At 72.0% G+C, this 12,549-nt stretch carries 8 protein-coding genes; 2 read left to right on the top strand and 6 right to left on the bottom strand.

Annotation, left to right across the window (positions count from 1 at the left end):
* Complete coding sequence (locus FLX08_RS27100; RefSeq protein WP_142622711.1) at positions 1-2,367, top strand: hypothetical protein; 2,367 nt, start codon at positions 1-3, stop codon at positions 2,365-2,367.
* Here the strand turns inward: FLX08_RS27100 and FLX08_RS27095 are convergent.
* The gene (locus FLX08_RS27095) at positions 2,354-3,184 is read right to left on the bottom strand and encodes a helix-turn-helix transcriptional regulator (RefSeq protein WP_142622709.1); all 831 of its coding nucleotides are present in this window, start codon (positions 3,182-3,184) and stop codon (positions 2,354-2,356) included. The two genes, FLX08_RS27100 and FLX08_RS27095, sit on opposite strands and share 14 nt — an antisense overlap.
* A 387-nt stretch (positions 3,185-3,571) precedes the next feature.
* Here FLX08_RS27095 and FLX08_RS27090 point away from each other — a divergent pair, with 387 nt between their 5' ends.
* Positions 3,572-4,810, top strand: a complete 1,239-nt coding sequence (locus FLX08_RS27090) for a sensor histidine kinase (protein ID WP_142622707.1) — start codon at positions 3,572-3,574, stop codon at positions 4,808-4,810.
* A 40-nt stretch (positions 4,811-4,850) separates the two neighbouring features.
* Here the strand turns inward: FLX08_RS27090 and ligA are convergent, their stop codons facing one another.
* The 5 genes from ligA to FLX08_RS27065 all read right to left on the bottom strand — a co-directional run bounded on the left by ligA (position 4,851) and on the right by FLX08_RS27065 (position 12,468).
* Positions 4,851-6,938: an NAD-dependent DNA ligase LigA gene (gene ligA / locus FLX08_RS27085; protein WP_142622705.1), complete on the bottom strand. Its 2,088-nt coding sequence runs from the start codon at positions 6,936-6,938 to the stop codon at positions 4,851-4,853.
* Between the two features lie 61 nt (positions 6,939-6,999).
* Positions 7,000-8,049: a D-alanyl-D-alanine carboxypeptidase family protein gene (locus tag FLX08_RS27080; protein WP_142622703.1), complete on the bottom strand. Its 1,050-nt coding sequence runs from the start codon at positions 8,047-8,049 to the stop codon at positions 7,000-7,002.
* 292 nt (positions 8,050-8,341) lie between these two features.
* Positions 8,342-9,856: a sensor histidine kinase gene (locus FLX08_RS27075; RefSeq protein ID WP_244312911.1), complete on the bottom strand. Its 1,515-nt coding sequence runs from the start codon at positions 9,854-9,856 to the stop codon at positions 8,342-8,344.
* Position 9,857: 1 nt separating this feature from the next.
* Positions 9,858-10,751, bottom strand: coding sequence for a response regulator transcription factor (locus tag FLX08_RS43020; RefSeq protein WP_280117135.1), 894 nt, complete (start codon positions 10,749-10,751; stop codon positions 9,858-9,860).
* Between the two features lie 97 nt (positions 10,752-10,848).
* The gene (locus FLX08_RS27065) at positions 10,849-12,468 is read right to left on the bottom strand and encodes a M1 family metallopeptidase (RefSeq protein ID WP_208761683.1); all 1,620 of its coding nucleotides are present in this window, start codon (positions 12,466-12,468) and stop codon (positions 10,849-10,851) included.
* Positions 12,469-12,549 lie beyond the last annotated feature (81 nt).

Genomic DNA, 12,549 nt, shown 5'->3' with positions numbered 1-12,549 from the left:
ATGAACACCCCAGGACTCCCGTCCGACGAGCCGGGCCCCCGCATCAGGGCGGCCGACGGGGGCGAGCCCCTGCTGCCCGACTCGCAGCTGGGCTCGCCCTGGTGGGCGCCCGCGCCGGAGCTCGTGCCCGCCTCCGCCGGCACGTTCCGGTTCCTGTTCCGCGTCACCGGTCACGACGGCGAGGGATCGCCCGTCCTCAGCGCGACGGTCACCGCCGCGCTGCGCTTCCCCCCGCCGCCCGCCGGTGCCCAGGCCGTCCCGTGGACGGACGTGAGCGTACGGCTGCGCATCCCGTTCGTGGACGCCGACACCGGCCGGCCGACCTCCACCGAGCTCCCGGTCGACGTGGACCGGCGCGACGACGTCGTCCACTGCCGGGCCGAGATCAGCGGAGCCGTGGCCAGGGCCGCGTACGGCGCGCTGAGCACGCCGGGCTTCCAGCCGGGCGACGGGGCCGGGCTGATCGTCAGCACGAGCTTCGTCGGCGTGCAGGAGACGCTCGCCGCGTGGGCCCTCTCCGCGATGGTCCACGGCGAGCCGGAGCGTCTGGAGATCGTGCCGGTCCAGGGATGGCCGATCGAGGAGCCGCCCCGCGAGGAGCACCCGATCCCCGAAGAGCATCCGAACTGGTCGGATGTGATGACCACCGAGGTCCGCGTCCCCGGCGAGCTCATGATCGCCGGTCGGGGCGCCATCCGGCTGGCCGAGGTGTCGCCGCTGCTCACGGAGTCGGCGTTCACAGAGTCGGCGTTCACGGAATCGGCGGTGGCGGGGCGGGCCTTCCTCACGGTGTCGCCGGCCGAGGCCCCGGCGGACGGACTGCTCGAAGCCTTGGCGCAGGACCCGGTGGAGCCCCTGGCGGAGGTCCCGCTGCAGGTCTCGCGGGAGGCCCCGGCGGAGGCCCCGATGGAGGCGACGGCGGAGGATCTGCCGGCCCGGCTGGCCTTCGCCCGGATGCCGCTCCCCCTGCCGCCCACTGCCCGGCGCCTGGTGCTCCGCGATGACCTCGACGGACAGCTCAAGGGACGGCTCGGCGGGCGGCTCGGCGGGATCCTCACCGGCCCGAGGGGAACGAGCGGGCTCGCCACGGACCCTCCGTCGTTCACCATCGACATGGGCGTGACGGTGACCCGCTCGCACCGTCTGCCGCTGCTGGTGCCGTGCCGGGACGACCCCGGCCTCTACCGGCAGGACGTCGGGAGCGGTGAGCCCGTGATCGTCGGCTGCCAGGACGCCTTCCAGCTCGGCCGCGCCCCGGCCCGGCGGTTCGCGCCGGCTCCGCGCCTGGACCGTGACCACCGATACTCGGTGTGGGAGTCGCTTCAGCAGCCGGCCACCTACCTCGTCGTGCCCTCCCACTATCGGGTGGCCCGCGACGTGGCCGGCCGCCCTCAGCTGGAGTGGCTGCAGGTGTTCGACGCCACCGTGGACGCGGGCCTGCCGTGCCGGCTGCAGGCCCGGTGCGTGCCCGATCTGTCGGCGGCCGAGGTCGCCGAACTGGAGTCGCTGCTGCGTGCGGACGCCGGCGGGCGCGACGTCCGCCTGCTGCTTCCGACATCCCCCTCGGTGGGGTCGACCGGGGTGTCGGTGCGGTCGAGCACGCTGGAGGGCGGCCTGCGCGCCGTCCTGGACGACGACGCGATCCGTCTGGCGCTGCACGTGGACTACGACGACGCCGTCGTGGCGGTCACGCAGTTGCGCGGGGGCGAGGCGGTCTCGCAGATCGTCTTCGACACCGGCGACTCCTCCACCTCGATCGCGACCACCGTGCACCTGGACGTGGACGAGCTGGCCGGCCCCTACCCCGGCGGGCCCGTACGGGTCACCGCGGCCGGGCTGCGCAACGACGCCGACACGGCGGCCACGGTGACGGCCCTGTGGGTGCGGCCGGCGGTCGGGGGGTGGGAGCGCGTCCCGCTCGACCCGCCGGCGCGCGTGCCCGCCCACGGGGACGTCGCGCTGCCCGCCGCCGTCCGGGACGGAGCCGTCGTGCCGCAGGCGCTGCTCGACCCCGCGGACCCCGCCCAGCTGGTCGTCCGCAACGTCTACCTGGAGAACCTCCACACGGCCGTCCTGATCCGCCGGGACGTGGACCTGCGGGCCGCGGGCGTCTCCGGCGTGGGGCTGGCCTTCGCGGTGTCCGGCGTCGAGGTGGCGCGGGCCGTCCTCCCCGCGGACGCGCCCACGCTCGAGGTCACCCTGGTGCAGCCGCTGGTCGCCGACCGGGCGACGTTCGACCGGAAGGTCGCCGTGTCCGTCACGCTCACGCAGGACGACGGCACCGTACGACCGTCGCCGCACGGCCCGGTGGTCGTCGACCTCGCGGCCGGCGCGATCGTCCGGCTGTCCCGGCTCATGGAGGGGTGACGGCGGGCCGGAGGCGCGCGAGGGTGGCGAGCGCGTCCTCCGACGCGCTTCCCGGTTCGGCCTGGCAGACGACGAGCTGCTGGCCCGGGGCACTCTTGGCCGTGAAGGTCTCGTAGGAGAACGTCAGCTCGCCCACCGAGGGGTGGTGGAAATGCTTACCCTCCACGTCCCCAGGCAGGACGTCGTGGCGAGCCCACATTCGTACGAAATCCGCGCTCTGGTCGGACAGCTCGTCCACGAGCAGCGGCAGGAAGGGGTCCTCGGGGTCGGTGCCGGCGATGGCTCGCAGTTGCGCCACCTTCGTCGCCGCCGCCTCCTCCCATTCCGGGAAGAAGGTGCGTGCCTGCGGGCTGAGGAAACACATGCGCAGGAGGTTGTCGTTGTGGTCGAGGCCCTCGCAGAGTGCGTCGGCCAGGCGGTTGGTCGCGAGCATGTCCATCCAGCGGCCGACGATGAACGCCGGGGCGGCGTCGCACATCCGGAGCAGGTGCAGCAGACGGCGGCTGACCTGCTCCTCCCGGCAGACCGGCCGGGGCCGGGGCCTCGGGTAGGCGAGCTCGTACAGGTGCTCGGTGGCGGCGGCGTCGAGGCGCAGCGCCCGGGCGAGCGCGTTGAGGACCTGCTCGGACGGACGGCGCTCCCTGCCCTGCTCCAGCCGCACGTAGTAGTCGTTGCTGACGCCGGCGAGCATGGCCACCTCTTCCCTGCGCAATCCAGGGGTACGGCGGCGGCCCATTCGCGTCAGTCCGGTGTCCTCCAGGTTCACGGCCTCGCGGCGAGCCCGGAGAAAGTCTCCCAGGAGGCGCTTACGGTCCACTTTTTCACCGTACGTCACTTATGGGGATTTTTTAGGAAATATGTCCCAATTTGGGGTAGTGTTGGGTTGATCGCCGATCGTTCGGCGGAGGCTGCGCCGATCACGTTCGAGAAAGCGGAGTGCTCGCACCGGTCCGCCAGGACGACCGGCTTTGGGTGGCTGTGTCACCCCCAGGATGGACACACATAGGAAGACCACGGCCTTATCCATGTGGCCCTTCTCGGCACACGATGGTCGCGTACATGGAAGACGGCTCCCCGCCTCAGCATGTGATCTCCTCCGAGAGGAGAAGCGATCAGTCAGGGTGCGTTACGAGGGCGCGGAGCCGAGCTGCCTCCCAGAAAGAGCCCTCTTGTGCGAAACACCCTGAGTCCAGCCTGCGTCCCCTTGACGCTGGCCGAATTCACCACAGCGCACCGACGGCAGATCGTCGACGCGCTGCTGGCTCTCTCGATTCTCTGTTTCACCATCCCGCCGACGCTCCTGGGTCTGTCCTTCTCCCTGTGGGGCCCGGTTCCGCCCTGGATCGAGATCGTCATCGAGGTGATCACCGCGGGCGCCTTGCTGCTACGCCGGCGCACCGGACTGCCCATGATCGTCGCTTCGGCTCTCTGCGCCGTGACCACCGGGCAGATCGTGCCCATGGCCTTCGCCGCATACTCGATGACGGCCGGCAGCAAGGTGCGCCAGTGGCAGCTGGTGACCCTCCCTCTCATCACGGCCGCCACAGCCGTCGACTACGTGGACCCCAGGACGGACGACGTCCTCTACCTCTGCGTGATACGCGCGCTGATGTTCATCTTCATGCCCGCGCTGGTGGGCACGTGGGTGCGCGGCTACCGCGGCATGATCTCGGAGTTGCGGGCCGAGGTGCGGGACCGCGAAGAGCGGGCGGCCGTCCGGGAGCGCCGCAAGATCGCGCGAGAAATGCACGACACCGTGACGCACGCCGTCACCGTGATGGTCCTCAACGCGGGGATCATCCGCGACGACGCGGGACCCGAGGTCGCCAGGCTCGCCACGACCATCGAGGACAAGGGCGTGCAGGCCCTCGCCGAGCTGCGCGAGCTGCTCGCGATGCTCAGGCGCGACGACGGGTCCCGGATGACGGCGGCGGCCAAGGCGATCCCTTCCCTCGTGGAAGAGGCGGCCGCCACGGGCACGCGGGTCAGTCTCGACTACGACCTGCCGGATATCGGCCTCCCCGCCCAGGTCGGGCACGCCTGCTACCGGGTCGTGCAGGAAGGGCTGAGCAATGTCAGGAAGCACGCTCCCGGGTCCCGGGTGCGCGTCGCCTGCGAGGCGCGCGACGGCGTCGTGACCGTCTCGGTGGCGAACGGCAGGGATGAGGGCCGGGCGCGGATGTCCCTCCAGCGCCTGCTTCCCCCATCGGGGTTCGGCCTGGCGGGGCTCGAGGAGCGCATCGCCATTCTCGACGGCCGGTTGGAGACGAAGGGGACGCCTGACGGCGGCTTCATGCTGGTGGCGCGCATCCCCTTTCAGTCCGCCGGCGCCCGGTCCTCGGACGACCTTGCCGGCGACCCTGCCGGCGACCCTGCCGGCGACCCTGCCGAGGACGCTGCCGACGAGCACGCCGACGAGGCTGCCGACGGCGAGAGCGCGTGAGCCACGCGCGGACCCGGGTCGCCTACAGCGGGCAGGGCGCCTACAGCAACTGCGCGACCATCTCGGCGAACTCCTCGGGGGACACGATCCGCACGCCCAGGGACTCGGCCTTGGCCCTCTTGGATCCCGCGTTCTCTCCCGCGACGACCAACGAGGTCTTCGCGGAAACGCTGGACGAGGCCCGGCCTCCGGCCCGTTCGACGAGCTCGTTCATCTGGTTGCGGGACAAGGCCGCCAGCCGCCCGCTCATCGCGCCCGTGACCACGACCGTCATCCCGGTCAGCGGCAGCGCAGCCGGCTCCTGACCCTCCGGCGCCGGGACGGTCGTGCCGCCCTCGCCACCGGCCACCGCCACCACACCGGGCTCGACCATGTTCACCCCGGCGCGGACGAGCTTGTCGACGAGGTCGCCCAGCTCGGCCAGCTCGGCGACGATCACGGGTGCCTTCTCCGGGCCGATGCCGTCCACCTGCTGAAGCGCCTCGGCGTCGGCCGCGCGGATGGCCTCCATCGTGCCGAAGTGCCGGGCGATGCGGCGGCTCATCGAGCGCCCCGTGCCCCTGACCCCGAGCGCGCAGAACACCCGGCTCAGCGGCCTGGTCCTGGCCCTGTCGATGGCGGTCAGGAGGTTGTCGGTGGACACCTCCCCCATCCGCTCCAGGCCCAGCAGCGGCTCGCGGGTGAGGAAGAACAGGTCGCCGAAGTCGGCGATCAACCCGGCGTCCAGCATCTGCTGGATGCGGTTGTCCGCCAGCCCTTCCACGTCGAGTTGGTCGCGGCCGACCGCGTATCGGATCGACGCGATCGCACGGCAGTCGCGGCCGCGCACGCATCTCCACCGCTCCTGGGAGGTGTCGATCTCACCTTCGCAGGCCGGGCACACCTCGGGGAACACGATGGGCTGCTCGTCGCCGGTGCGCAGGTGCACCACCGGCGACTCCACCCGCGGGATCACGTCGCCGGCCTTGTAGACGACGACGCTGTCCCCCAGCATCAGCCCACGGCGCGCGATGTCGGAGGGGTTGTGCAGCGTCGCGTACGTCACGACAGAGCCGTCCAGCTCCACCGGCTCCAGAACCGCGCGCGGGGCGATCACGCCGGTCCGCCCGGTGTTCCACTCCACGCCGAGCAGCTTCGTGATCTTCTGCACGGCGGGCAGCTTGTAGGCGATCGCCCACCGCGGCGCCCGCGAGCCGAACCCGGCCTGCGCCTGGTCCGCCGCGTCATCCGCCTTGATCACGATGCCGTCGATCCCGAACGGCAGCTCCGGCCGCGCGGCCGCGATCTCCTCGACCCGCCGCTGCACCTGCTCCACACTCGTCGCGACGATCCCGGCGACCGCCGTCTCGGCCGTGGTCCGCACACCCTGACCGGCGACCCAGTCCATCACCTGGCTGTGCGGCGACTCCCGCAGCCGCGTGGCGAGGCCGGAGGTGTCGTCGGGCCGCGGCAGCGCGCCGTAACCGAAGAACGTCAGCTCGCAGACATACGGCCGGTCCTGCGCCCGCAGCGTGCCAGCGGCGGCGCTGCGCGGGTTCGCGAACGTGGTCCCGTCGTGCGCCTGCCGTTTCGCGCACGCCTCCTCGAACTGCCGCGCGGTCATCATCACCTCGCCGCGCAGCTCCACCGTGACCGGGTCGGCGAGCCGCCGGGGCAGGCCGACGATCGTGCCGATCGCGTGGGAGACGTCCTCGCCCGCGCTCCCGTCGCCGCGGGTGACCAACTGGACGAGGCGGCCGTCACGATAGCGGGCGGCGATCGCCAGCCCGTCCAGCTTCGGCTCCACCGACCACGCGCTCACCGGACGGCCCAGCCGGCGCTCCAGCGAGGCGGCCCAGCCCGCCAGCTCCTCCGGCCCGAACACGTTGTCGAGGCTGAGCATGGGCACGATGTGCGGGACATCGCCCACGACCCCGGCGACCTTGCCCGTCGGCGAGTCCTCCAGCACCTGATCGGGGTGGGCCCTCTCATAGGCGGCGATGCCGCGGACGAGCCTGTCGTAGGCGTCGTCGTCCAGGGAGGAGGTTCCGTCACCGTAGTAGGCCGCGGCCGCGTCGGCCGCCAGCCGTACCGCCTCGGCGTAGGCGATCTCGTCGGGGATCGCGTCGATCGGGGGCGCTTCAGTCATGGGGTCATCGTGCCAAGCGGGTCCGACAAAGTCGCCCGTCGCCGCCGCCTCGCATCCCACGTCATCTGTCCCGCGCGCTCGCGGCCTGTGCCGCGATCACCGAATCGAGCGCCGCGCGGACCCCGTCGACCATTTCCCGGCTGCGGTCGAGAGCGGCTCGCAGGCCGGCCGCGGGCGGCGAGCCTGCGCTCTGGTGCAGGACGACGCCGAGGACCAGCCACGTGCGGCCGGCGGCCTCGGCCTCGGCCGCCCACATCAGCGCGCCCCCGGCCGCCGTGGTGGAACCGGTCTTGAGGCCGATCACACCCGACCTGCCCAGCAGTGTGTTGGTGTTGACGATCGTGCCGGGCACGCCGGGGATCGTGACCTCGCGCTTGGCGACGATCGAGCGGAACACCCCGTTCTTCATCACCTGCCGGGCCAGCCTGAGCTGGTCCGCCGCGGTGCTCACGGTCGTCGGCTCGATGCCGCTGGCGCCGGTGTAGGTGGTGTGGGTCATGCCGAGCCGGGCGGCGGCCCGGTTCATCTTCACCACGAACGCCTCCTGACTCCCGGCGTCCCAGCGGGCGAGCAGGCGGGCGATGTTGTTGCCCGAGGGGATCAGCATCAGTTCGAGCAGCTGACGTTCGGTGAACCTCTGGCCTTCCCTGACCGGCGCGCTCGACTCCTCGCTGGACGACGACTCGTCCGCGGCCTGCCTGTCGACCTCGATGACCGGCCCGGTGGCGGCGCCCTTCAGCGGATGCTCGCCGAGGATCACGTACGCGGTCATCACCTTGGTGACGCTCGCGATCGGCACCGGCTCCCGCTCCCCCCTGGTGCCGAGAGCGCCGAGACCCTCGACCATGACGCTCGTCTGGCCGTCCTCGGGCCACGGCAGGTCGATTCCGGCCGCGAGACCCTCGTCCGCCGTGTTCGCGTCGCCCCCGGGAGATCCGAAGCAGCCGCCGACGGCGACGGCGATCAGGACGAGGGCCCACATCGAGGCCGCGAGGCGGAGGACGCGACGGCGGCGGAGCGGCAGGAGCGGGCGGTAGCCCGGCCGCTCTCCGCCGCGAACGGCGCGACCGGTGGGAACAGCGGGAACGGCGGGCAGGCGGGCTGGGGGCATGAAAGGCACCTCCGGGTGGCAGGTGCGCGTTTGCGCACGTCACCCACCCTGTGCCGGGCGAATTTCCGCGCCGCCGCGGTGAGAAGTCAGCGGCCGCTCGACTGGCTCGCGGTTGTGTATCCGCCGTGTATCGGCTTCTCCTCGGTCCTGCGACCGCGCCCCGGATGCCCGTGTGCCGGCCGCGCGTGTCTCAGCTGCGCGTGCCTGCGTCGAGGCGGACAGCGGCCGTCCGGCTCCGGCGGGCTGCGCGTCCCCGGAATGCCTCGGCCGCCCGCGTGTCAGCGCGCGTGTCTCAGCTGCGCGGGCCCGCGTCGAGGCGGACGGTGGCGACCGCGCCGCCCTCCGGAGCGTTGGCGAAGTCGAGGACCGCGCCGATCACCCGTGCCTGGCCGAGGGCGATGGTCAGACCGAGGCCGTGGCCCCTGCCGCGTTCCGCCGCGCCCGTACGGAAGCGCCGCGGCCCTTCATCCAGCAGCGTGCCGGGGAACCCCGGTCCGTGGTCGCGTACGACGATCGTCGTGCCGCACACGCCGACCTCGACCGGAGGCCGCCCGTGGCGGTGCGCGTTGACGACCAGATTCGCGATGATCCGGTCGAGACGACGTGGGTCGGTGTCGGCCACGGGATCGCCGATCACCTCGACCCTGGCGGGGAGCCCGGTCCGGCGCACGGACTCCTCGACGACCCCGCCCAGCGGCACCGGCACGTGCTCGGCCCGCTCCGCTCCCGCGTCCAGGCGCGAGATCTCCAGCAGGTCCTCGACGAGCCCGCGCAGCACCCCGACCCGGTCGCGCACCAGCTCGGTGATCTCCCCCTCCGGGAGCAGTTCCGCCGAGGTCATCAGACCCATGAGCGGCGTACGCAGCTCGTGGGCCACATCGGCCGTGAAACGCTGCTCGGCGAGCAACCGCTCCTGCAGCGCGCTCGCCATCGAGTCGACGGCCGCCGAGATCTCGCCGATCTCGTCACGGGTCCGGCCACCCGGCCCGATCCTGGCGTCGAGGTCTCCGCCCGCGATGCGCCGGGCCGTTCCCGCCACGCGCCGCAGCCGCCGGTTGGGCAGCTCGGCGACCAGCGCCGCGAGAGGCACCACGATCGCGAGCGCGGCCAGCGTGGCCATGACGATATGCCGGTCGAGGGCCTGGAGGCTGCGCCGCTCGGCGCCCATGTCCACCTTGACGGCCAGCACACGGCCGTCTTCACGGACGGCCGCCCACATCCACGGCTCGTCGGGTTTCGTGTCGTCGTACCAGGTGACGGCTTTCGAGTCGTCATGCCAGGTCGCGGGTTTCCGGGGTGTCACCTGCCGCAGCAGTTCCGGCGGAAGCTCGGCCGGGTCCTCGATCGCGCTGTCCGGCGGGTCCTCGCCAGAGGTGCCGCTCGCCGCACGGATGACGGCCTGGAACGCCTCGCTCCTGCCCGTGTTCAGCGACCATTCGTACGTCGTGGTGTGCACCAGAACCCCGACCGCCACGGCGACCGCGCAGGACGCCACGGCCGCCAGCGCGGCGATCTTCCAGCGGAGCGACCGGGGGTCCAGGAGCGACAGAAAGTGCAGCGGCGCCCGGATGCGCGGCGCGCGCCGGGCCTCCGACGGGCCGTGCCGGGTGTCCGGCGGAGTCCGCCGCCCGTTCCGCGCCGTACGGCGAGCCTCCGCGAGCACGGCGGACTCGGCCGGCTCGGCGAACCGCGTGGACCGGGTGGACCGGGTGGACTGGGTGGACCGGGTGGACTGGGTGGGCCCGGGGAGGTCGGTGGGCTCCGCAGAGCGAGTGGACTCGGCGGACTGGGTGGGCTCGGTGCTCACATCAGCGCCGCAGCTTGTAGCCGAAACCCCGGACGGTCTCGATCCGGTCGGCGCCGATCTTCTTGCGCAGCCGCTGCACGCACAGGTCCACGACGCGGCTGTCGCCGTCCCAGCCGTAGTCCCAGACGTTGCGCAGCAGCGTCTGGCGGTCCAGCACGATCCCCGGATGCGCCGCGAACTCCAGCAGCAGCCGAAGCTCGGTGGGGGCGAGCGCGACCGGCTCGCCCGCCAGGCGCACTTCGAGGCCGTCGGTGTCGATGGTCAGGTCGCCGAAGACGAGGTCGCCTGCCCCGCCGGACGCGGATCGCGGGGGATCATCCGGTCGATACCCGGCAGAAGGCCCGGCAGAAGGCCCGACAGGGAGCTCGGCAGGGGGCTCGGCAGAGGACCCCGGAGTGGGCCAGCGCTCGGGCTCGCTGCCGGGGCCGCGACCGGGACCGGGACCGCGATCGAAAACATGATCGGGAGCGCGACCGGGACCGTAATCGAGGGCGCGATCGGGGGTGAACGTGGCCCGGCGCAGCAGCGAGCGGATCCTGGCCACCAGCACGCCGGTGTCGACCGGCTTGACGACGTAGTCGTCCGCCCCCGCCTCCAGGCCCGACACCACGTCGAGCGAGTCACCGCGCGCGGACATCATCAGGATCGGGATCAGGCTGGTCTCCCTGACCGCGCGGCACAGGCCGATGCCGTCCAGGCCCGGCAGCATCACGTCCAAAAGCAACAGGTCGTGCCGCCCCTCCCGGGCGAGCTCCAGGCCGGTCAGGCCGTCGCCGGCCGTCGACACCGCGTAGCCGTAGCGTTCCAGGGCCATCCCGACCGTCTTGCGGATCACCTCGTCGTCCTCGACGAGCAGCACGGTGACAGGGGCCTGCGGCCCGCCCTTGATATCCAAACCTGAAATGTCTCCCCGAAGGCGGCGAATGGCGCGCTTGCGAGCTTATAAGGACGCACCCGGTGCTCCCCTCTCAGTGGCGTACGGCGGGGAAGCGTCAGGAGGCCGGGGCCGCCGCTCGCTTCCAGTCCGGGTGGCCCGGCATCGGGGGCACCTGGGCCCCGTAGAGCCAGCCTTCGATATAGGAGGTGAGGTCGCGCCCGCTGACGCGGTTGGCCACGTCGATGTAGTCCTTCGTGGTCGCGGACCTGCCCACGTATCGGTCGTAGAACGTCTGCTCGATCTTCTTGAAGACGGAGTCGCCGACCTGCTGACGCAGGCCCGCGAGCATCAGCACGCCCCCGTTGTTCCCGCCGGTCAGCACGTCCTGCGCCGTCTTGAGCCGCGCGGGAGGCCCGGATTCGACCCGCTTGTCGAACTCGAACTCGTAGCGCTGCTTCAGAACCTCGTCGAGCTTCCGATACCCCTTCGCCACGGAATAGAGCAGCTGGTAGTACTCGGCGTGGCCCTCGCTGATCCACATGTCGTTCCAGGTGCGCACGGAGACGGCGTCGCCGAAATACTGGTGGACCAGCTCGTGGATCATGGTCGGCGCGATCTCCTCGGCCGGACGCGTCAGTCCTTCGACACTGAACGTGGAAAGCGTCGCGGACTCCAGGGCGACGCCGTCGTAGTCTCCCGGCACCCCCAGCACCCCGTAGGTCTCGAACGGATACCTGCGGCCGATCTCCTTCTCCACCCAGGCGACCTGCTCGGGGATGTCGTCGACCCGGGGCTTCGCCGCCTTGTAGCGGGCCGTCGCGAGGTAGCTGCGGATCGGCAGGCCATGGGGCCCGCGCGCCGTCACCTTCGTGAAGCGGCCGACGGCCACCTGGGCGACGTCGGTCGGGATGGCATCGCGGGTGGTGTAGGTGTACGTGGTGCGGCCCCCGGTCGTCCTGCGCGAGCGCAGCGTCCCGCTCGCCACCGCCTGGAGGTTCTTGGGCGTGGTGACGCGGAAGGTGAAGCGGGCCTTGTCGCTGGGGTGGTCGTTGCCGGGGAAGAACATGTGGGCGCGGTCGGGCTGGCCCATGACCGCGAAACCGTCGTCCTTTTCGAGCCAGGCCTGCAGGTAGTGCGCCGTGGGCGGGTAGGAGGGCGACCGCGTGTCGTCGCCGCGATCGACGCGGTAGGAGACGTCGACACGGAAGGACTCGCCTTCGCGCAGGGCATGCCGCGGCGTGATCACGAGCTTCTCGCCGGATGCCTTGAACGCGGCCGGCTCGCCCTGCACGGAGACCGAGGTGATGCGGTCCACCTTCGAGTCCAGGCTGAAGCTGGACAAAGCCTGCTTGGCCGTGGCCGTGATGCGCACGGAGGAGTTCATCTTCGTCGTGCCGGGACGGTAGTCGTACCGGATGTCGTAGGAGGCGACGTCGTATCCACCGTTGCCGAGGTAGGTGAAGAGCGGGTCACCGGCGCTGTGAGCGCCGGGCCGGGGCGTCCGTACGTCCGGCGTGGACGCGCCGGCGCGGACCTCAGCACTGACGGCCGCGGCGCCGTCCCCGGCCTGGGCCGCCGCGCCGCACGCGGAGACCGCCAGCGTCAGCGCGCCCGTCGTCGCCAGCGCGGCGAGCGATCCCCGCGTACGGCGCCGGGACGGCTGGGGCACGGGCGACTGGGTGCTGCCTGTGGTGCTGGGCCGCGGTCGCGGGCCGGACATGCGAGCAGAGGACATCGATGACCACCTTTGGGAAGAAGACGCGCTGGGTTCGCGCACTCCGCCCATCGTGGGTGGGGCATGTGTCGGCACCGCCTG

The sequence above is a fragment of the Microbispora hainanensis genome (assembly GCF_006874475.1).
In the GTDB taxonomy this organism is placed as follows: Bacteria; Actinomycetota; Actinomycetes; order Streptosporangiales; family Streptosporangiaceae; genus Microbispora; species Microbispora hainanensis.
This window is presented reverse-complemented; position numbering and strand designations above follow the sequence as displayed.

What these genes read in the sequence shown, in the direction of transcription:
- FLX08_RS27080 (WP_142622703.1), bottom strand. Translation starts at nt 8,049, where the DNA reads ATGCCCCCAGCCCGCCTGCCCGCCGTTCCCGCTGTTCCCACCGGTCGC.
- ligA (WP_142622705.1), bottom strand. Translation starts at nt 6,938, where the DNA reads ATGACTGAAGCGCCCCCGATCGACGCGATCCCCGACGAGATCGCCTAC.
- FLX08_RS27065 (WP_208761683.1), bottom strand. Translation starts at nt 12,468, where the DNA reads ATGTCCTCTGCTCGCATGTCCGGCCCGCGACCGCGGCCCAGCACCACA.
- FLX08_RS27100 (WP_142622711.1), top strand. Translation starts at nt 1, where the DNA reads ATGAACACCCCAGGACTCCCGTCCGACGAGCCGGGCCCCCGCATCAGG.